The organism is Nostoc sp. (assembly GCF_036917755.1).
In the GTDB taxonomy this organism is placed as follows: Bacteria; Cyanobacteriota; Cyanobacteriia; order Cyanobacteriales; family Nostocaceae; genus Nostoc.
In genome coordinates, this window is record NZ_JBALFC010000018.1 from 90,870 (window position 1) to 113,337 (window position 22,468).

The 22,468-nt window shown below is 40.4% G+C and carries 12 protein-coding genes; 4 read left to right on the forward strand and 8 right to left on the reverse strand.

Annotated elements, in window-relative coordinates; translation table 11 throughout:
* Positions 1-67: 67 nt before the first annotated feature.
* The 3 genes from V7L05_RS06110 (at position 68) to panP (ending at position 4,317) form a co-directional block, all read left to right on the forward strand.
* Complete coding sequence (locus tag V7L05_RS06110; protein ID WP_335162752.1) at positions 68-454, forward strand: hypothetical protein; 387 nt, start codon at positions 68-70, stop codon at positions 452-454.
* 415 nt (positions 455-869) lie between these two features.
* On the forward strand, positions 870-2,246 hold the full coding sequence (locus V7L05_RS06115; RefSeq protein WP_335162754.1) for a cytochrome P450: 1,377 nt from the start codon (positions 870-872) through the stop codon (positions 2,244-2,246).
* A gap of 433 nt (positions 2,247-2,679) precedes the next feature.
* Complete coding sequence (panP, locus tag V7L05_RS06120; protein WP_335162756.1) at positions 2,680-4,317, forward strand: pyridoxal-dependent aspartate 1-decarboxylase PanP; 1,638 nt, start codon at positions 2,680-2,682, stop codon at positions 4,315-4,317.
* Between the two features lie 354 nt (positions 4,318-4,671).
* On the opposite strand, the gene V7L05_RS06125 is transcribed toward panP, so the two are convergent.
* Positions 4,672-6,399 carry a ShlB/FhaC/HecB family hemolysin secretion/activation protein gene (locus tag V7L05_RS06125; RefSeq protein WP_335162758.1) on the reverse strand — a complete coding sequence of 576 codons (1,728 nt, stop codon included), beginning with the start codon at positions 6,397-6,399 and terminating at the stop codon, positions 4,672-4,674.
* A gap of 527 nt (positions 6,400-6,926) precedes the next feature.
* Entirely contained in the window at positions 6,927-7,481 is a 555-nt protein-coding gene (locus tag V7L05_RS06130) for a hypothetical protein (RefSeq protein WP_335162760.1), read from the reverse strand.
* A 756-nt stretch (positions 7,482-8,237) separates the two neighbouring features.
* Here V7L05_RS06130 and V7L05_RS06135 point away from each other — a divergent pair.
* Positions 8,238-11,057: a CHAT domain-containing protein gene (locus V7L05_RS06135; protein WP_335162762.1), complete on the forward strand. Its 2,820-nt coding sequence runs from the start codon at positions 8,238-8,240 to the stop codon at positions 11,055-11,057.
* A 373-nt stretch (positions 11,058-11,430) separates the two neighbouring features.
* Here V7L05_RS06135 and V7L05_RS06140 read toward each other — a convergent pair whose 3' ends face one another.
* The 6 genes from V7L05_RS06140 to V7L05_RS06165 form a co-directional block, all read right to left on the reverse strand.
* Positions 11,431-12,054 (reverse strand): hypothetical protein, encoded by a 624-nt coding sequence (locus V7L05_RS06140; RefSeq protein ID WP_335162764.1) that lies wholly within the window; start codon positions 12,052-12,054, stop codon positions 11,431-11,433.
* A 143-nt stretch (positions 12,055-12,197) separates the two neighbouring features.
* Positions 12,198-15,572 carry a two-partner secretion domain-containing protein gene (locus V7L05_RS06145; protein ID WP_335162766.1) on the reverse strand — a complete coding sequence of 1,125 codons (3,375 nt, stop codon included), beginning with the start codon at positions 15,570-15,572 and terminating at the stop codon, positions 12,198-12,200.
* 5 nt (positions 15,573-15,577) lie between these two features.
* On the reverse strand, positions 15,578-16,333 hold the full coding sequence (locus V7L05_RS06150) for a DUF928 domain-containing protein (RefSeq protein ID WP_335162768.1): 756 nt from the start codon (positions 16,331-16,333) through the stop codon (positions 15,578-15,580).
* Between the two features lie 123 nt (positions 16,334-16,456).
* Positions 16,457-19,705 carry a two-partner secretion domain-containing protein gene (locus tag V7L05_RS06155; RefSeq protein ID WP_442937839.1) on the reverse strand — a complete coding sequence of 1,083 codons (3,249 nt, stop codon included), beginning with the start codon at positions 19,703-19,705 and terminating at the stop codon, positions 16,457-16,459.
* 20 nt (positions 19,706-19,725) lie between these two features.
* Positions 19,726-20,457, reverse strand: coding sequence for a DUF928 domain-containing protein (locus tag V7L05_RS06160; RefSeq protein ID WP_335162772.1), 732 nt, complete (start codon positions 20,455-20,457; stop codon positions 19,726-19,728).
* A 52-nt stretch (positions 20,458-20,509) separates the two neighbouring features.
* Positions 20,510-22,411, reverse strand: coding sequence for a sensor histidine kinase (locus V7L05_RS06165; protein WP_335162774.1), 1,902 nt, complete (start codon positions 22,409-22,411; stop codon positions 20,510-20,512).
* Positions 22,412-22,468 lie beyond the last annotated feature (57 nt).

The window sequence follows — 22,468 nt, forward strand, 5'->3', positions numbered from 1 at the left end:
TTTTCATCTAATATTTTACTATGAGTATTAGATTGCCATCAACAGTAAGATAAAAGAGAAAAACTCTATGGTCAATATCATCGAAAACCTAGAACAGTCATATTGTGTAATCCAAATTGGTGAGGAAGTGACTGAACAAGATACTCAGAATTATCTGGCTTGCTTTACAAATCTCATCAATCATCAAGAGCGCATAGGCTTTGCTTTTCAATACCTGGGTGGTAAACCTCGAAAATCAAAAGCTGGTGAAAAAATGGAGGGTGAATGGCTGCGTGTACATAAGAAAGAACTTGAGAAATATTGCTTGGGTATAGCTATGGTTACTTCTCCTAGTATAGAATCCCTGCTAAAACGAATAATTTTGAAAGGAGCGGGAAAGCGTTTATTTGGATGTGATTGCGAACTTTTCTATAGTATGGATAAAGCAGAAGAGTGGTTTAGGACTCGTAGCTAAAGTAAATCATAGGGATTGGGAAAGGGATATTTTCAGGCTATTATTATGTGATTGTTAGCGCAAATTTCTAGCTTGAAAATGTATGTGTTTAGAAAAAAAATTACATCTTTGGTTAGAGGATTTTTACATGAGCGATTAACTGAAAAAAGTTAGGCTAATTTATTTCCAGCATATCTATGTAAATTTATAAATCTTTAGGTTTTATTTTGCCCAAGCCTGGTTTTAATATGCCTAATTTTATTTCTAGATTATTTTTGTTTGAATATATCGATTTATTTTTCTATTACCACTCAGTCTTCTCTTTAGTCTGAATCCTGAACGCCAAAGTATTAACTTTCTCTCTGTAAGCTTCAAGATAACAATAATTGACCTTGCACCAGCTTAGTTTACAAAAAATTACCAATTCAGAATACTCATGAAACTACCTCAAGGGCCGAAAACTTCAGCTTTCTTAAACAATATTAAATTCGCATCTGATCCTTTAGGCTATATGGATACTCTTGCCAAGGATTATGGCGATATCTGCACTATAAATTTTGGTCATACACCGACAGTTTTAGTGAGCAACCCAGACGGAAATAAGCAGATTTTTACCAAAACGAAAGAGATTACAGCTCCTGGCAAGTTACAACAAATTGTAGCTCCCTTAATAGGGAACAATGGATTACTCCTGCTTGATGGACTGCGCCACCAACATCGACGGAAACTGATAATGCCTGCCTTTCATGGTGCGCGTATCCATTCCTACGGACAGCAAATCTGTGAACTAACAAAAATAATCATTAAAGAGCAAACTATTGGTCAATCTTTTTTACTATTCCCTACCATCCAAAATATTACCCTAGAAGTACTGATAAAAGTTTGGTCTGGTTTGCATGAAGGAGAACGTTACCAACAACTTACACAAGCAATTCCAGCTTTGCTAAATTTCGCCAGAACTCCTTTATGGGAAATCTTTGCATCTTTACCCTCACTACAACGGGATTTAGGTCGATGGAGTCCGTGGGGATACTTTCTTAGTCTCCAACGACAATTGGATGATTTGGTCTATGGAGAAATTAACGAACGTCGCCAAAAATCAGACCTGCTTCCCACTAACCTGCTTTCAGAACTTATATTGGCTCGTGATGAAACGGGTGAACAGCTAACAAATCAAGATATGCGGGATCTCTTTCTCACATTACTACTCGGTGGCCGAGATGCAGCAGCCACGGGAATTTCTTGGTTATTATACTGGACTCATCATCTGCCTACAGTCCGTGAGAAATTGCTCCAAGAACTAGATAGCCTTGGTGAATCTCCAGATCCGATGAGCATTGTTCAATTGCCTTACTTAAATGCTGTCTGTAATGAAGTACTACGACTTTATCCCACTCAGCTAGTTACATTACCAAGGCTAGTGGAATCTCCAATTGAAGTAATGGGCTATGAGTTAAGTTCAGGTACATTGTTAAGAGTTGGTATTTATTCAACGCATCAACGCGAAGACTTGTATCCACAACCTCAGGAATTTAAGCCCGAACGCTTCTTAGAAAAACAATTCTCTGCTTATGAATTTCTACCTTTTGGTGGAGGTACTCGTCGCTGTCCTGGTGAAGCTTTAGCTATGTTTGAAATGAAGCTAGTATTGGCAACAATATTGTCACATTATCAACTATCTATAGCTTCACAAAAACCAGTAAAACCACAACGTCGCGGTGCTAATTTTCCTCCGGCTTCGTTGAAGATGATAATGCTTGGTCAGCGTCAAAAACAAGAGCGATCGCCAGAGTTACTCGCCAACTTAATTTAGTGTGCGAACACATCTATCTAATTGACATAAGCTAATGAGCATTTAAGTTGCATAAAACCAGTCCTGAAACAATTACTACAAAAGAATAGGTCTAAAAAGATGAATGGCGATTAGCTTGTCTAAATTTAAAGTACTTCCATTCCGAACCAATAATTATGTAGTAGAATGTCACCGATGATCCTATTTTCCGATTAACTTTTACACACCAGGATATCTTGCAGAATATTCTCATCGACCTGAAAGTAGGCAAGCATATATCGCCGAAAACAAGTCAGCCAACAACATCGAGCAGTAACAAAGCCAAAAGACACTTAATTTCAATAAAGTGAATCAGCTGTAGCAAGTTTATCAATTAGTCATTGATCGTTCAAAAAATAAATGACAGCATTCACTAAAAAATGCCATAAAAAGCCAAAATAATCTAAGTAAAACAATGACAATAAGCAAACAAAAGATCCAAAAACAAAATTACTTTTGGGAAAATGAGCAATCTTTGCAATATGAAATTGAAGAACAAATAATAGAAGTATTTACTTCATCTGGCAAAGCAAATCCTCACGATATAGATGGTTTAGTTGATAAAATATCCCAAAAATTCTTAACCACAAGTGATGCAAACACTGATATTGAAATAGATTCTTTATTAGGTAGGTTTTCTAATAGCAAAATACCTGCTCAACCTGCTAATTTTCAAAGCTATCTCAAATACTTAACTAACAATGTTATTGATCATTCAATACACACATCTTCGCCTCGATTTATTGGTCATATGACCTCTGCACTTCCCAGCTTTGTACTTCCTATTGCCAAACTGATGACGGCAATGAATCAAAATGCAGTTAAAATAGAGACAGCTAAATCCCTCAGCTTCTGTGAACGAGAGGCTTTAGCAATGATGCATCGACTGATTTACAACTTTTCTGATAATTTCTATGCTCAACATATTCAAAATAGCCAGAGTACTTTAGGAATCTTGCTTTCTGGTGGTACAACTGCTAACATTACAGCCCTCTGGTGTGCCAGAAATACTTCTTTGGGAGCAAAAGATAGTTTTGGTGGCATAGAAAAAGAAGGCTTAACAGCAGCCCTAGATTTCTACGGCTACAAAGGAGCAGTAATTATTGGCTCTGAGTTGATGCATTTCTCTTTTGATAAAGCTGCGGATTTGATGGGCATTGGTATACAAGGTTTGATCAGAATCCCTACTAACTCTAATAATCAAGTTGACATACAAGCACTACGCGAAGCTGTTACAGAATGTCATGCTCAGAAATTGCTGATTATTGGTATTATAGGCGTTGCTGGCACCACAGACTCAGGTGGAGTAGATTCGATCGCGGAGATTGCAGAGATTGCACAAGCCGCTAAAGTTCATTTTCATGTAGATGCTGCCTGGGGTGGACCACTCATTTTTTCTGAACAACATCGACATAAACTTGCTGGTATCGAACGGGCTGATTCAGTAACCATTGATGGACATAAACAAATGTATCTGCCGATGGGCATTGGGATGGTTTTTTTCCGCGATCCTGATCTGGCGAAAGCAATCGAAAAGCAAGCAAGCTACACCATGCGTAAAGGGTCATTTGATTTAGGTAAACGTGCTTTAGAAGGTTCTCGACCAGGTATGGCTTTATTCTTACATGCTGGGCTAAATCTGATTGGACTTAAGGGATATGAATTTTTGATTGATGAAGGAATTCGGAAAACTCAATATATGGCAGATAGGATTTGTACTATGCCTGAATTTGAGTTGTTAGCTAAACCTGATACTAATTTACTGGTATATCGTTACATTCCAGAGTCATTGAGAGAGCTTGTAGTTAAAAATAATTTGACCGAAATCGATAATCAACTAATTAATCAAGTTAATGAAAATATCCAGAAAATCCAGCGCCAAAATGGTCGAACTTTTATCTCACGAACAACAAAAACTACTATCTGTTTTGATCGGCAAATTCCGATTATTGCTCTGCGTGCAGTAATCTCTAATCCACTCACTACTAAAGAAGATATTGAGGCGGTTTTAAGCGATCAAATTCAGATTGCTTCTGAAATTACAATAGGATAATTTATAGATTTCACTGAGACGCTAGACCAGTTTTAGTGAATTAAATTCAGTAGAGGGGGTCAAATGAGCAACCGATGCTGTTGGCGAAGTCAAAAAACGCTCGTGTTTGACAATACCTTAGCCAAATTACGAGGGTTCAATGGCTGTAGAAGCATTATGAATACGACCAAGAGAGGTAAGCTTGGCAAAAATCTGGGTTAATAAAATAGGCTCTGGTGGTTGTGGAAGCATTTTTAACATTTCACACACAAAAAAAGCAGGTTGTTTGGGGTTCCCAATAAAATCACGTCCCCCCAACCCGGCATAATTAATGTTTAGGAGAACCTACTTCAAAAATCTTTGACCGGACGTAAATCAGAACGGCTGATATAGCACTGAAAAATTAAAGCCATTATCTTGTAGTGAACTACCGCGATCGCTTGTTCCGATCAATGGTACACCGTAGTCTGCACGCAATACTAAACCGTTAAAAGGTTGCCAGTGCAAACCCAAACCCAAGCTGGCGAGGGTTTGCGGGTCAGCACTAATACCGCGATTGTTCCAAGCTGTACCGATGTCAAAAAAGGGTATTAGCTGTAATGTTTCCACATTTGATGCCAAAGGAATACGAACTTCCACACCTCCAACTACCCCATTGTCAGCAACAATTTGATTTTGACCATAACCGCGCACTGTATCAACTCCCCCAATGGTAATTTTTTCTAGCGAAAGTAAGGAATCAGGAGTAAGTTGAGTGTTAACTTTGGCTAGCATTAAGATGCGGGGAGATAGCCGTTGTACCCATTGAAATTGTCCTAGCCAGCTAAAAAAACGCCCATCAGTACCACTATTGTTGACGGTTGCATCAATTGCATCAAGCCCAAAACTAAATTGCGATCGCGCCGCTAAAACACTGTTAGCATTACGTTGTAACCAATCTTGGGAAAAGCGAATTACTGTAACTTTTGATTTCCCATCTTCGGGACCTTCGGTAAAAGAGAAGGGGATATCATTGAGGATGAAGGTTTGACTGCGCCGTAAATCGAATGCTAAACCGAGAGCAAATTCGCTATTTGGCGTATGGATTAGCGGTTGACGGACGTTAAAAGAAAGGGTTTCGGCTTCGCTACGGATGTGCAAATCACGAAATTCGCTTTGAATAATCCGGCTACCACTATTGCTGTAGCGGACACCAAAAGTTCCATCTAGAGCGTTAAAGGGAACAGAATAGCTGATATTGTAACTGTCTAAACCTTCAGTACTACCATATTCGGCACTGAATTTATCTCCAAAGCCGAATAAATTATCGTGAGCAACAAAAACACTCGCTTGTTCTGAACCAACGCTAGTTGATTGGTCATTTGCAAAGATCACACCAGCGTGAAATGCTGGTGATTCGGTAATTGTCACCTGTAAAATATTACTACCTGGGGTGCTACCTGCGGTTAACTCGGCATTGACTCGTTTAATTAGAGGGTCAAGTTGTAATAATTGCAGTGCTTGTTCAATGCGTTTTTGGTTTAAAGGTTTCCCTGTAAGCCGTTCAATCCGGGAACGCACGTATACAGGCTGCAATCTTTGTAACCCTAAAATGGAAATTCCTTCGAGTTCGCCTTCCACAACTTGAATTTGCACGACACCGCTAGCGACATTTTGATTGTTGGGAATAAATGCACCACTGGTGATATAGCCCTTTTTAACATAGAGTTCAGTGATTTGCGATCGCAGTTGCAATAACTGCTCAAATGTGATTTTTTTATTTTCTAAGGGCTGTTTTAACTTGATGATTTCAGCTTCTAAAACAGTGTATCCTTTGACTTGAATTTCTTTGACAAAGAAACTTTCACCACTAGGAAAGGTTGTTTTGGGTAAATTTTCCTGTGAGGATGATGGAAGTATGGGAACAGTTGGTGTCGCTGGTGTGGGAGGAAGAGTTGGCGATGGTGATGGTTGCGGTAGAGTTTCTTCGACTTTCCCCGGTGTATTAGGGGGAATTGTGACTCCAGGTGGGGGTGTCGATTGTGCAAATACTGCAAGTGGAGTGATGCTGATGCAGGTAAGTAATATGAAAAAAAGCTTTTGAAACCGAAGGTAGGAACCCATTGTTTATATATGATATGTAATGGTCATTAGGGACTTCCAAGAAATAAATTATTCAAAGAAACGAACCACTCCAGACACAGAGAAGCCAGTGCCTTGCGGGGGGTGGAGGAGTTTGTAGCAACTGGCGTAACACAGAGAGAAGAGAAATAGAGAGGATTTTTGCGTCAGTTTGGGGATATTTTTTTATTTGGAATTCCCTTATTTTTCATTGATAAGGTTTGAGATATATTTATGCTTCGTAACATATTTTTATTTATTCTCACCAACAAAGAAGCGCGATTGCACTAATAATTAGATATTTAACAAGTATTATTACTTAATTAAAATACCATAATAGTTTGCTTGATGATTGCACCTTTATGCAATCATCAAGATCCGAGTCGGCTATACTAATATTTAGAACTTACGCATTGATAAATAAGACAATAGATGCAGTATAAAAAGAATGTGCGATCGCGCAAACGCTGACTTCTCAGTTCGCTAATCACCAGGGAACTTGAAAAACAGATAATTTACGCTATCTTTATTTAAGATTGGGACACTATTCTTTCCACATCTACAGCCGAGCATCGTCGGAGACTGTCGCAAGTATACGCTGCTAGTGAACCATCAGGCTCAACAGAAAACAAAAAATTATCAGCAATATAAGTAGGGTGTCTTGTGGAAGTCCCAGCATAGACAGGGTTATATCCCAAAAAAACTAATCCTTCAGAAGAAGACTTGAGGCTAATTTCCTGGTCTATAACCTGCTTCTTATTTATCCCAGGGTCAAAATATCTAGTTCTCATCATTCCTGAATATCCCTCCATCACTAGCACGCTTTGATAAACGATTCCATCAATGCTATATCTGAGATTCCAAGTTCCATAAATTGGAGAATTGGCTTCTAAGAGTTGCGCGATCGTATATGATGAAGATTGAGAAACATCTGGTGTTTGGACTAAGGCATTTCTTGCTTCTACTGACTTGATACTAAACAATCCAATTCCAGCTACTAAAATTGCAATCGAAGTGGTTTGTTTAAAATTAGGTAATGCCAAAGATGTTCTTAAAACTGTGTTGCGAACTACTTGATCAAACATAATCAACCTCTGAATCTAAGTTAAAAGAATAATGATATTTTCATCAGGAACGGTTGATAAATTGATGATTTTTGTTGTTTTTCGATTCATTAACCGTTTCTTTAATACTCAGATTAAGGGAAACGACTAGGTAATGCATTCACCATTTATGCAAATATAGTTGCATGATTTGTATGGTGCGATCGCATGATTGTGCATCCCATTTTGCAGAAAACTGCACATAATATTTTTCCATGTGGTATCGATGACCTTTGGTGATAATTCAATGAAGCTGTTTTGAATAGAACTGTTATCCGGTGTGATTTCTGCCTGGGCTAGTAAATAAAGGCTGAATGCAGTGGATATGAGGCATAATAAATAAAGAATACTTTTAATACTAGCTTTTTCCAAATGATGTGCTTGATTCATAAATAATTTACCTTGGCTCAATTAAAATCAAATCCACGATATTGCTTATGCAAATGTTTTTTATCAGTTGTGAGAAGTCCAGGTTAGATCATCATTCAATAATACCAGCAGATAGCAGGTTAGATAAATTGCACAAAACTGCACACTTTTGAAACTTTCAGTTTTTTCTGCTGATTTATGGTAATTTAAACAATAAAAGCTATAGCGTTTCCTAATCTAGTCAGGTACAGCTTAACCTCACCCCGATAAAGCTGTGCTTTATCTCCCCTCTCCTTACTAAGGAGAGGGGCTGGGGGTGAGATTTTAATTAATTTGAATAAGAATAACTGTTACGATCGCATTTTAAATATGAAAACCAAAAATAAAAAGATATTACTCTCTGTGCCTCGCCTGATGCACATCTTGCTGAAGGTTGGAAATCTTGGCAAGACGCTAATTCATCTCTTTACTCAGCAATACCAAAAGCTAAATCGTCATCAATTTATCAAAGTATTATTTTTAGCAACTCTCCTAATCTGTTTATTGTTTGGACAAGTCGTATCCGCACAAACTCCAAATGCTAGTTTACTCGTTGAACAAGGAATTAAAGACTATAATGACGGAAATTTTACCAATGCGGTAAAACACTGGCAAGAGGCATTAAATCAGTATAAAAATAATCCGTCAGATGCGGCGGTTGTCAATGAAAATTTGGGGCGTGTCTACCAACAACTAGGACAAAACAAAGAAGCTATTGAGTCGTTATCGGCGGCAATTCGTGACTATGGGGCGGTGGAAAATATCCAGCAAGTCGGACGAATGCAATCAGAACTCGCCCAAGTTTACAGCAATTTGGGACAACCTCGCAAGGCGATCGCACTTTTATGTGGAAAACTGGTTGATAAGTCGAAAATCTCAAAAAATCAAGGGAGTCAGCAAATAGAATGCACTCCCGAAAGTGCCGAACAAATCGCCACCAAACACAACGACAAACGCGGTAAGATTGCGGCTTTGGGAATTCTCGGTGAAGCATATCGGTTAATGGGAAATTATGACCAAGCAATTAAATATTTACACGCGGCGCAACAAGTCTCTCCAGAATATGACTTTTTGGTGTTAAATAGTTTGGGTAACGCTTACAGAAGTCGCGCTCAATTGCATGAGTTGGAAGCCAATTCTGCAAAGGAAGCTGGTATTTTCAGTAAAGAAAACGAATTTACCAACAAGTCTGCGGCAGATTACAACCAAGCCCGCGAATATTTTCAGAATAGTATCAAACTTGCTCACAACCAAAAAGAACCTTTAGCAGAAATGCGAGGATTATTAAATTTAATTCAGTTGGGTTCCCAGACAAATGAGACGAAAGTTATCAGCGATGAAACCTTTAATAATGCCCATGAGGATGCTTTGAAGCTTCTCGAAGATTTACCCAATTCAGCAACAAAAGTTTATGGGGCAATTGATTTAGCATACTTGCAGCGCCATTCTCAAGGAAGTTCGCCTTTTACTTACTGTCAAACTCAGATGCTTTCATCGAAGAACGAAGCATTAAATTTACTCCAAAGCTCAGTATTAACTAGTAATAACTTACAAGACAATCGTCTACAATCTTATGCTAATGGTGCTTTAGGACATTTTTGGGAATGCCACAAAGATAGTAAGGAAGCATTAAAATATACCCAAGCTGCAATCATCGCCGCAGACAAAAAGCTGAGTGCAAAAGATAGCTTGTATTTGTGGGAATGGCAAGCTGGACGGATTTTAGATCAGGAAAATCACAAAGAAGAAGCGATCGCATCCTATCAAAGAGCATTTGAAATCTTGGAAGATATTCGGCAGGATATTTTGACCGCAGAACGTGATGTGCAGTTTGACTTCCGCGATGTCGTTCGACCATTGTATCGCACATTGGCGCGATCGCGGCTCGATCTGTTGGAAGTTGGGGCAATTGCAAACAAGCAACGTGCGAAGGAATTATCGCAAGTAGTCGAAACCATCGATGCGTTGAAACTCGCAGAATTACAGAATTATTTTGGTAATGATTGCATTTTGAGTGGGTTGAATCCCAAACAGGTGGGCGAACTTCTCGAAGATAATAGTGCAGCGTTTAAGAATACTGGGTTTTTGAGTTCGATAATTTTAGATGGCAAAACCGGGATATTATTGCAATTACCCAATCAGACAACCAAATTTAAGTGGATTGAAGACCCCAATCAAAAAGATACAAGTAAGATAGTTAGCAGCGATAAGCTACAGAAAAAAATTGCCGAGTTTCGTACTGGATTAGTTAGAGGAGAAGAAGAAGTTAACTACGATACAACAATTGCGGCAGAGCTTTATGATTGGATAATTCGCCCCTTTGCTGAAAATATTAAACCTGAGACAGTCAAAACCCTTGTGTTTATTCAGGATGGGTTTTTGCGTAGTGTACCAATGGCAGCACTTTACGATCGCCAACAACAGAAATACTTAGTTGAAACCTACGCAATTGCCACAACTCCTAGTTTACGACTTACTACACCCAAAGTACGCGATCGCAGTACGCAAAAGGCGTTAATTTTGGGTTTGACACAACAAGCCACAATTGATGGAAAATCTTTTGATAAGCTTTTTTCAGTTCCCGAAGAAGTCAGTGCAATTAAAAGTCTATTTCCCAATTATACCGACCTGATCGACGATAACTTTGTCCCCGAAAGTTTTAAACAAAAACTTGAGAAAACAACATACCCCATCGTCCATATAGCTAGTCACGCTCAATTTGGCATTATTCCCGAAGACACCTTCATTGTCACAGGCAAAAGCCAAAAACTTACCATCAATCAATTAGAAAACTCACTGCGAAACCTTAACAGCAAATTAGATAGCGTCGAACTTCTCGTACTTACTGCATGTGAAACCGCAGTTGGCGACGACCGGGCCACACTAGGATTAGCTGGAGTTGCATTACAAGTTGGCGTTAAAAGTGCGATCGCATCTTTGTGGAGTGTCACAGATGCATCGACAGCCGAACTAGTCAAAACATTTTACACCAATTACCGCAACGCAGGCATGAGTATTGCAGAAGCACTACAAAAAGCCCAAATTAGAATGATTAATGCGAAGAAATTACCGTCATCTGAAGGTATAAATATCAAGTATGATAACCCAGTATATTGGGCGCCAATGATTGCGATCGGTAATTGGCTTTGAAACTCACAAATCCCCCTGACTTTTCATGGGTCTGAAAAATCTCTCTCCGTTTCGGATCTTGGAAAACTTCACCCTGTCCCAATACGCTTGGGTTAAGGCTAAAACTCTTTATCAAAGTCAATTTTTTTAAAGTAGACAGCGGTGAAGCAGCGCGGTCTTGGGGGTTTCCCCCATGAGCGACTGCTGAACCCGGAGTGCTTCCCGCAGGGTACCGCAGAGGCGCAGAGGAAACAGAGAGAAGAAAAAAATGCTTAACCCAAGCGTATTGCACCCTGTCCTAGCAGATATCCCTCTCCTTAGTAAGGAGAGGGACAGGTTTTGCGTAGCATAACCAGGGTGAGGTTTTTTGCGCTAACTATGCGAAAGGTAACTATTATTCAATAATTCCAATCAATATTTGCATTAAAACATCTAAATCATCAGGCACACGATACAAAGTAATGTCTTGAGTAATATGAAGAAGCTGTTGTTCTAATAAACCAAAACGCCAAGTATCACCTACTGTGACTGCACCATAAAGAATATCTTGTTCTTCTGCTATTGCCAAAGCGATTAACTCTGCTGATAGTTGAGTAAAACCTCTTGACAAATCATCGTTTTTAGCCTCAACTACCAGAAAATTTTTACCTCTTTTATCTGTGTTCATATTTCGCAGTAAATAATCTAGATTACCTTTGAGTCGAGAACTTACCTGAAGAGGATATTCTAAACGCATTTGACACTTACAAAAACGCGCTAGTTCCGAAAGTACTGGTGCCACCATAATTTCTCGACGTGCAGTTTCGCTAGATAAAGTTACTAGTGGTAACAACTCCTCAATTTGCTGACGTAATTCAGGTAAACGTTGTGGTATACGTTGAGAAGAGGGTAAGGTCATACGCGCACGTGAAAAGCTATAACCCAATTCAGCTAAAATATCTTCTGTTTCATAAGGTAACTCGAAGTAAGAACGAAATGTGTAACTCTGTCCTTCTTGCAAAATTTTTGGTTTAGACATAATAAATTCAACATATAGCTAATAAGAAAGCGTCCTAACTCTTCCACACAATGAAGCCAACTTAGCTTAATTATAAGTATGTTGATTCATTTTAAGGGCGCTCTTTTATGCCTATATTGTTTCTAACAAATAAATCATACCCTTCACTGACATTCTCGACTGAGTACCAAGCGTCCATCAGCAAGTCGATAAACAGCATTAGGTTCGATAATTAGATCGCCTTTTTTCCAAGTCCGCGATGTGCTGTCATTGACATTTCGCACCTCACCAGTCGAATAGATTGAGGTTGAAGCATCGTTACGGCTGTTACGTAAAGCACCAGAACCCGTGATCAAGAATGTACCGTCTTGCTTGGAACTGCGAGAAATGCAACTATTGGCGATCAGGGCGTTAGTGTCGATGACGTTTGGGGATAATCCTGTGAAGCTGTTTTGAATGGAAGTGGTATCGGGTGCGTTAATATTTGTTATACCTGAAATGCCTAATTCGGAACTTGCAGTGATATCGCTTTTTTCGGTTAGTTTTGGACGCGATTCGATACCAAAGATACCTTGCGAGTTGATTTGAACTTTTCCACCTGAACCAGTGTATGCGTTGGCGCTGATGTCGCTGTTTTCTTCGGGGATGGCGACGATGAATTTAGAGTTGATATTGATATTACCGCCATTGCCACCAGCTTTTGCCCTACCTGCGGTGGTTGAAATTAAACCGCGATCGCGCAAAAATAATAAATCACCGATATCGAGGGTGATGTCACCACCATTACCTGCATTTGTGAAAGAAGCGATTCCGCTGCCTTTTCCAATAATTTCCAGAAAATTAGCCTTAATTCTAATATTTCCAGCGTCACCTGTACCGAGGCTGCCAGAGACGATTTCGGCATTATCACGTACAGTTAGGCGATTGGTAGTAATATCTATATCACCACCTTTACCATTAGCCCCTTCGTTAACTGATGATAGTAATCCAGTTGCAGCCTCACTGTCGGAACCAGTCAAGATAATGTTATCAGCTTGTACCGTTAAATTCCCCGCGTTTCCATTTCCTCGAGTTCCTGATGATATCTGGGATTCTTCTTGTAAATTTAATAGTTGAGTTTTGATGCTAATATTACCTGCGTTACCTTTAGCTTCATCGTCAACCTGAGTTCTAACGCTGCTACTTCCACGTAAATCAATTTGACTGGCATTAATCCCAATATTTCCCGCATTACCTTGACCGAATGTAGAGGCAGAAATTCCTCCCTGATTGCTGAGGTTTAAACGTCCGGTTGTCACGTCAATGCTGCCCCCAGAACCAATTCCCCCCGTTTGTAATTCTGCAAATAAACCTGATGGTGCAAATGAGCCATCTAGTAGTTCTCCACCAACCCCAGTAATATCAATAGAATTAGTGGCACGAACCACCAAATTACCCCCTTGTCCTTTACCCCCTATTAAAACTGAGGCTGATATATTTCCACCATTACTCAACCGCAACCGTTCTGTGTCAATAGTTATCGTGCCACCCCGCACATCTGCATTACTTTTCAACACATCCGAGGATAAGTTACTCCTATAAGGAACACCCCCGAAGCGAGACAGAAATTCTTGTGTTAGAGGGTCAGACAAAATCTCTTCTGCATCAGCTTGATCTAGTCTAGCCAAAAACTGTTCTTTAGGTACCAAAACAAACCCATCGAATTGTACATCTTTGGCGCGGATGTTAATATTCCCGGCATTACCACTGCTTTGAGTGGATGTAGTGTCTATATGTCCTCCTTGACTGACAGTGACTCGCGGTGTTTCAATCGTTACATTACCTCCATTTCCTGAGCCAGAAAATGTACTGGTTGATACATAGCTAGAGAAACCGCTAATCTCTACGTATTCATTAGCTTTAATAAAAATGTTAGCTGCATTTGAACTACTAAATGTATCCGTACTGATATAACCCGCATCTTTGAGATTGAGTCGCTGGGTTTCAATGGTGATATCCCCTGCTGTTGCTTGAGTTGTACTTCCTCGTGGTGTAACAATACCTGTAGATATATTGCTTTGAGTCACCTCAACCGCATTGCGAGCCTGAATCGAAATAGAACCGACATTTCCACCACCAGCTGAATTTGCTGTCACTCCCCCTGTTGGGAAATTATTTTGGACTCGGAAAGTACCCGTTTCAATCCGCAGATTACCTGTTGAACCTGAACCAAAGCTTCCGAGTCCTAAAGAAGCTCGGTTAGTGATATTGACGGCATCTGTGGCTTGCACTGTCAAGTTCCCCGCATTACCTGCATCTGTAGATATAACAGAGACAAAGCCACCATTGATGTTAACCGACTCCCTAGCATTGAAAGTAAGGTTCCCTCCATTGCCTTTACCACGACTAGATGCAGAGATAATACCACTATTTTCTGCTCTTCCATCTCCAGTAATTGTGATTTTTCCAGCATTGATAGTAAGATCACCGCCCGCACCTGTAGCTGAAGCCGTGCTAACAGATGAAATCTGATTGCCGTTAGTGAGAGTTACTGCATCGCTGGCTTGAATTTGAATATCACCACCCTTTGCTGCACCAGAAGTAGCGCTGAGAATTGTAGCACTGTTATCTAAATTAAGTTGAGTCGCATCAACAACAATTGAGCCGCCATTACTACCGAAAATAGACGAACCATTTAGCCCAATCTCGCCCCCAAATAGTTCAATTGCACTATTGCCACTTGCAAGGATGAAGCTACTATTGGTTAAGTTGATGGGTGCGCGTCCGAAATTTTCTGGTAATTTAAAACCCAATGAGGAGCCATTGACATTTAGCCCAACAGTTGTGTCTCCAGTGACTGCTCCCAATTTCACTTGTCCATTTTGACTAAACAAATAACTACCATCCAAGGTGATTTCACCCCCCATAAGTGCTAGTGTGCTACCAGAGCCAACACGTAAAGCATCAACAATATTTCCCTGGGAATCCCGAATCGCTGCAAGGCTCGTAATACTTCCAGGTTGTGAACCAAACTGTAAACCAATTGGTACATTGATAGCCAATAACGGCGGTGCTTGGGGATTTATGGCGCTAAACTCTACCCCATTGGGAAAGACTAAACTATTTGCTGTTGTTCCCAAAAAAGAACCTTGTATATCTAAACTGGCATTTTTACCAAACACAATGCCATTTGGATTTAGCAAAAACAAATTTGCATCACCTAATACACCTAATCTCCCGAAAATATTTGATGAGTTCCCACCAGTAACGCGAGAAAAGATATTTGTTATCCCCTCTGGATTGGCGAAATAAACGCCTCTACCAACACCGACGTTAAAATCTTTAAAACTGTGAAATAGGTTAGTGCCACGAGCCGCACCGCCCCCGATGCGGTCATTGTTTGTATTAATCGGAATGACTTGCGATCGCTCTATCCCAAGAGTGTTATCGGGAGTTAACTGAGCTAAAGTAGGGCTAATAGAAACTGCGATCGCACCCACGCACCCTAGCAATCCCACTACACCAAACCGCAAAATTTCTACCATTTCTATTCTCCCCATTCCCTTTATATTCTTTCGCTTAAAATTCTCTGGATATCTTCGATGCGTTGTTTGATGATTTGGATATCGACTTCGTTTCCTGTGGGGATTTCAGACTGTGCGAGTTCTTGAACTAAAATTGATCCAGTTTTACCCAATTTCCCATTACTACTTGCTTTCAATGCTTCTTCAAATGCTTCATACCACAGTTCATTTTCCGCATAATAATTTGCGCTTTCTGGGATGCTAGAAAATCGGTTCTTAGCTAGTGATTGAGGATTGATGACGGTAAATTCTGCATTGCTAACAATTGGATGATCTTCGCAGTTAATTGCGATTTGCCAGAAATATGTTTTACCTACAGTTAGTTCAGGATAATCGCTGGGAAGTTTTAGTTTGTTGATCCCGACTGTTGTTGGTATTTCTTGAACTTTGCCGATTTGTTTAACGGTTTTCTCTGAATCGAATTCAAAGAGTCGGAATCGCACGGTTTGGGAACTTGACATATACCAAGCAAGCATTGGACGTGTGGAAGCGGTTTTACCGACAAATGTCTTAGGTGCAAGCTGCGTCAGAGGGATACCGCGAGTCGAACATCCACGCGAACCACCCGCACGAGAATATCCACTGGCAGGTTTGCGATCGCGTGGTTTAAACTCAGCATAGGCGGGAACTGCGCTAATTAAAAACACCACCCCCACAACCAAACTTGTAAGTCTGCGGCTATGTAGCCAAAATCCCAAATTAGGATTGTCTTCAATGTGATTCAGTATTGAACTCATATTTTCGGATCAAAAACCCATGATTAATATTCTTTTACCATAGAATATTACTCTTTTGGAGACATCCTATGGTTATTTACTGAAATCTTCACTTACCTATGGTTTAATTAGCTGAAAATTATTTTAATGACATTCTCGACTAAGTACTAAGCGTCCATCAGCAAGTCGATAAACCCCTTGTGGTTCAACTATGCGTAGCTTGGCGCCGTAGGCATCGCCTTTTTTCCAAGTCGGCGATGTGTTATCATTGACATTTCGCACCTCACCAGTCGAATAGATTGAGATTGAAGCATCGTTAGGGCTGTTACGTAAAGCACCAGAACCCGTGATGAAGAATGTACCGTCTTGCTTCGGACTGCGAACAACGCAACTATTAGCAATAAGGGCATTAGTATCGATGACGTTTGGAGATAATCCGGTGAAGCTGTTTTGAATAGAACTGGTATCGGGTGCATTAATTTTAATTACACCTGAAACGCCTAATGCGGAACTTGCAGTAATATCGCTTTTATCGGTTGGCTTTGGACGCGGCTCGATACCGAATATACCTTGCGAGTTGATTTGGACTTTTCCACCTGTGCCGGTGTATGCGTTGGCGCTGATGTCGCTGTTTTCTTCAGGGATGGCGACGATGAATTTAGAGTTGATATTGATATTACCGCCATCGCCACCAGCTTCGCTTCTACCTGCGGTGGTTGAAATTAAACCGCCACGGCGCAAAAGTAATAAATCAGCGATATTGAGGGTAATGCTACCACCATTACCCGCATTCGTTGAAGAACCTATTCCACTGCCTTTACCAAGAATTTCCAGAAAATTAGCATTAATTCTAATATTTCCAGCCTCACCCGTAGCTAAACTGCCAGAAAAAATTTCAGCATTATCACGTATATTAAAATTATTGGTAGTAATATCTATATCACCACCTTTACCGTTAGCCCCTTTCTGAACTGATGATGTTATACCAGTTAAAAACTCACTGTCTGAACCAGTCAGGATAATATTATCAGCTTGTACCGTTAAATTACCCGCGTTTCCATTTCCGAAAGTTCCTGATGATATCTCCGATTCTTCTTGTACATTTAATAGTTGAGTTTTGATGCTGATATTGCCTCCGTTACCCTTAGCTTCATGGTTAACCTGAGTTCTGATATTACTACTTCCGCGTAAATCAATTTGCTCGGCATTAATCCCAATATCTCCCGCATTACCTTGATTGAATGTGGAGGCAGAAATTTCTCCGCCATTGCTGAGGTTTAAGCGTCCTGTTGTAACGTCAATGCTTCCCCCAGAACCAATTCCTCCCGTTTGCAATTCGGCAAATAAACCTGATGGTGCAAATGAACCATCTAGTCGTTCTCCACCAACCCCAGTAATATCAATAGAATCAGTGGCATGAACCACCAAATTACCCCCTTGTCCTCGCCCCACCATCACTGAGGTTGAAATGTTTCCACCATTACTCAACCGCAACCGTTCCGTGTCAATAGTTATCGTGCCACCCCGCACATCTGCATTACTTCCCAACACATCCGAGGATAAGTCACTCGTATAAGTAATACCCCCTGACCGAGACAAATTTTCTTCTAAAACAGGATCATTTGGTATAGTCAACTGTTTATTGGGTACGAAAACAAACCCGTCCAATTCTACATCTTTGGCGCGGATAGTAATATTCCCGGCATTACCACTGCTTTGAGTGGATGTGGTGCTTATATATCCTCCTTGAGTTAGGGAGAGTCGAGGCGTTTCAATTGTTACATTGCCACCATTTCCTGTTCCTAAATAAGTGCCGCTTGATACCTGACTAGTACCGCTAATGTCTACGTATTCACTAGCTTTAATAAAAATGTTGGCTGCATTTACATTGCTATAAGTATCCGTTCTGATAGAACCCCCATCTTTGAGATTGAGTCGCTGGGTTTGAATGGTGATATCTCCTGCTGTTGCTGGAGTTGTACCTCCGAGTGGTAAAACACCTGTAAATATTTCACCTTGAGTCACCTCAACCGCATTCCGAGCCTGAATGGAAATAGAACCGACACTTCCACCATCAGATGCAAATTTCCCTCCATTCGTTAAGAAACTATTTTTAACTCGCAAAGTGCCCGTTTCAATCCGCAAATTACCTGTTGAACCCGAACTATTGCTGTAGAGTGCCAAATCACCTTGGTTAGTGATATTGACAGCATCTGTTGCTCGCACGGTTAAGTTTCCTGCATTGCCTGCATCTCCAGAGTTAACACCGATCAAGCCACCATTGACGTTAACCGACTCCGTAGCATTGAAGATGAGGTTCCCTCCATTACCTTTACCATTGGTCAATGTGCCAATTTTGCCACTATTTTCTACTGTTCCATCTCCGGTAATTGTGATTTTCCCGCCATTGATAGTAACATCACCACCCTTCGCTGCACCAGAAGTAACGCTCGCAACGGTAAAGCCATTGTCTAAATTAAATTGAGTTGCATCAACAACAATTGAGCCGCCATTCACACTCAATATATACGAACCCTTTCCGTTTAGCCCCATTTTTCCGCCAAATAGCTCAATTCCACTATTTCCACCTGTAGCGCCAATTCTTGCATTCGTTAAGTTGATGGGTGCGCGTCCGAAATTTTCTGGGAAATTAAAACCCAATGAGGAGCCATTGACATTCAACCCAACGGTTGTATCTCCCCCGACTGCTCCCAATTTCACTTGTCCATTTTGAGTAGACAAATAACTACCATCCAAGGCAATTTCACCGCCCATAAGTGCTAAAGTGCTGCCAGTACCAACACTCAAACCACTAACAGCATTTCCCTGAGAATTCCGAATCACTGCAAGGCTAGTAATACTTCCTGGTTGCGAACCAAACAGCAAGCCAATTGGTACATTGATACTCAACAACGGCGGCGCTTGGGGATTTGTAGCGCTAAATTCTACGCCATTGGGAAAGACTAAGCTATTTGCTGTCGTCCCCATAAATGATCCCCGAATATCTAACTGGGCATTCTTCCCAAATAAAATCCCATTGGGATTGAGCAAAAACAAATTCGCATCACCTAATACCCCCAATTTCCCGAAAATATTCGATGAGTTACTACCAGTAACGCGAGAAAAGATATTTGTTATCCCCTGTGGATTGGCGAAATAAACACCTCTCCCAACACCGACGTTAAAATCTTGAAAACTGTGAAATAGGTTAATGCCACGAGCCGCACCGCCCTCGATGCGGTCATTGTTTGTATTAATCGGAATGACTTGCGATCGCTCTTTTCCAAGGGTATTATCAGGAGTTAACTGAGCTAAAGTAGGGGGAATAGAAACCGCTAATGCACCCACGCACCCTAGCAATCCCACTACACCAAACCGCAAAATTTCCACCATTTCTATTCTCCCCACTCCCTCTATATTCTTTCGCTGGAAATTCTCTGGATATCTTCGATGCGTTGTTTGATGATTTGGATATCGCCTTTGCTTCCTGCGGGGATTTCAGATTGTGCGAGTTCTTGAACTAAAATTGATCCAGTTTTACCCAATTTCCCATTACTACTTGCTTTCAATGCTTCTTCAAATGCTTCATACCACAGTTCATTTTCCGCATAATAATTTGCGCTTTCTGGGATGCTAGAAAATCGGTTCTTAGCTAGTGATTGAGGATTGATGACGGTAAATTCTGCATTGCTCACAATTGGACTCACTTCGCAGTCAATTGCGATTTGCCAGAAATATGTTTTACCTACAGTTAGTTCAGGATAATCGGTGGGAAGTTTTAATTTGTTGATCCCGACTCTTGTTGATATTTCTTTAACTTTGCTGATTTGTTTAACGGTTTTCGGTGAATCAAATTCAAAGAGTCGGAATCGCACGGTTTGAGAACTTGACATATACCAAGCAAACATTGGACGTGTGGAAGCGGTTTTACCGACAAATGTCACAGGTGCAAGCTGCGTCACAGGGATACCGTTACTCGAACATCCACGCGAACCACCCGCACGAGAATATCCACTGGCAGGTTTGCGATCGCGTGGTTTAAACTCAGCATAGGCGGGGACTGCGCTAATTAAAAAAAACACTCCCACAATCAAACTTGTAGATCTGCGACTATGTAGCCAAAATCCAAAATGTTGATGACTCATGGTAAATGCTGGTGATTGTATGGTTATCTACTAATAAGAACAGTTTTAAAATCTAAACTTCCTTCGTAGGTTTCCAACTAAGTTCGCATATTGTTCCGCGAGGAGAAAGTGATTCCCGTCGGAACTCTCCTCCTAATTGTCTGGCTAGTAGTTTAGAATGTTTTGTTCCTTTATTTTCGAGCTTTGATTGAATCCCTGAACCGTTATCTTTGACGCACAACTTATATTTATTTTCAGCATAAACACCTGTTGCTTGAACACGTTTTACTCCTTGGGCATGTTTGCCAACATTACACAAAGCTTCTTCCAGAAAAAGACAGATTTCACGTTTTCGTTCCATACTTAAATACTTACCATCAATTGGTTCAAAATTGCGAATCTTGACTTTTAATGTTTTAAAATATTCAAAATCGTGACGTTCTAATGTACTTGAATAAACTTCATATAACAAATCATGAAGCGGTCGGTTCAATTCAAGGATCAATCCGCTTCCTAAACGCAAACTCTCTTCCTTTGTTAATGTTTCGAGTTTGAGAAATTCGCCAATTTCCCGAATTTCTCGATCGAGTTTTTCAAATTGTCCAAGCAGTTGTTCATAGGGTACATCTTTAGCACGCATATGCTTTAATCCATAGGCGAGGGTTTGCAGAGGGCCATTATGAATTACGGTAAAAGTGTGTTGAATTGTGTTTTGACGTTCGTTAATTTGTGATCGCAAGAATTTATCGTGTTGGTAAAATGTAAAAGCACTCAAGCCAACCCCATTCACAGCTAATATCATCAAGCTGGGTGCTACAGGAATCCATATACCCCACAACCACAGCATCACATAGCCGTAGCTAAATAGACAAACTCCCGCTAGACAAACACTAAATAGATTTTTCCAGACAGATTGGGTCAGGCGTCCAATAATGATCGGCAGAAAACCCCAAATAACTATCCATATATATTCTCCCATATCTCCCCAACTGTGCAACATTGGGCGACCATCGATTACAGTACTCAGAATTTGACTGATGACGTGAGCATGATAGTCAACACCGTAAATTTGACCCTTTAATTCTAATGTTGGCAAAGCAGATGTATAAAAAATATCACCGACGCTCAGATTTCGATTGCCAACTAAGACAATGCGATCGCGCAACAATTTTGCATAAACGTTCTTATTTTTATCATTGAGAATATCGCGCAGCGAAATAACATGAAAAGGCTGATAATTGTTGCGGAAGTTCATCAAAATTGACAATCCCCCATCCCCATGATTAATGTCCACATATCCACCAAAGTTATCAGTGATTCGGGGCAATTCAGCCCCCTGAATCATGATTGTATTCGGGTCATTTTTCCCTGTTTCTAACTCAATTCCTTTCGTTTTTAAGTATCTAGTAACTAACTGTAGCGCTAGAGAATATTTATCTTCTTTGTCATTCTTCGGGTTCGTTGTATATAACAAATAGCGTCGATTTTTACTATCTGCATCATTCAATAAATCAACAAATCCAATTTGTTCTGGTGGCAAATTTAGGGCTGGAGAAATCTCTTTTGGTGGTAATATTTTTTCAATACTAATAATATTAGTATTTTCTCGCCATACCTTGGCGAGTTGTTCGCCACCAGGTTCAACGGGAACATTTTTGAATATATCCAGCCCAATTGCTAGCGGTTTATAGCTTTCCAGCTTGGTGAGTAACTCTGCAATCTTTCCATCTGGAACCGGATATTGCTTAACCCATTCAATATCTTTTTCGTCTATCCCCACAATTACTACACGTTCATCGAGTTTTTCTGGGGGACGCAGACGTAACATCGTATCGAGAAACATCCATTCTAAAGATTGGATTCCTCCAACTATACGGATCAAGATCACCAACACCAATACCAGTATTCCCGGAGGTGCAGCAACAGACCACAACCCAAATTCTTGATAAATGCGATTCCAGATTCTCCTTCTCATCTAGTTTTTTTCTGCATTAATTTTCCCCGTCCATATTAACAATCAGAATTCAGAATC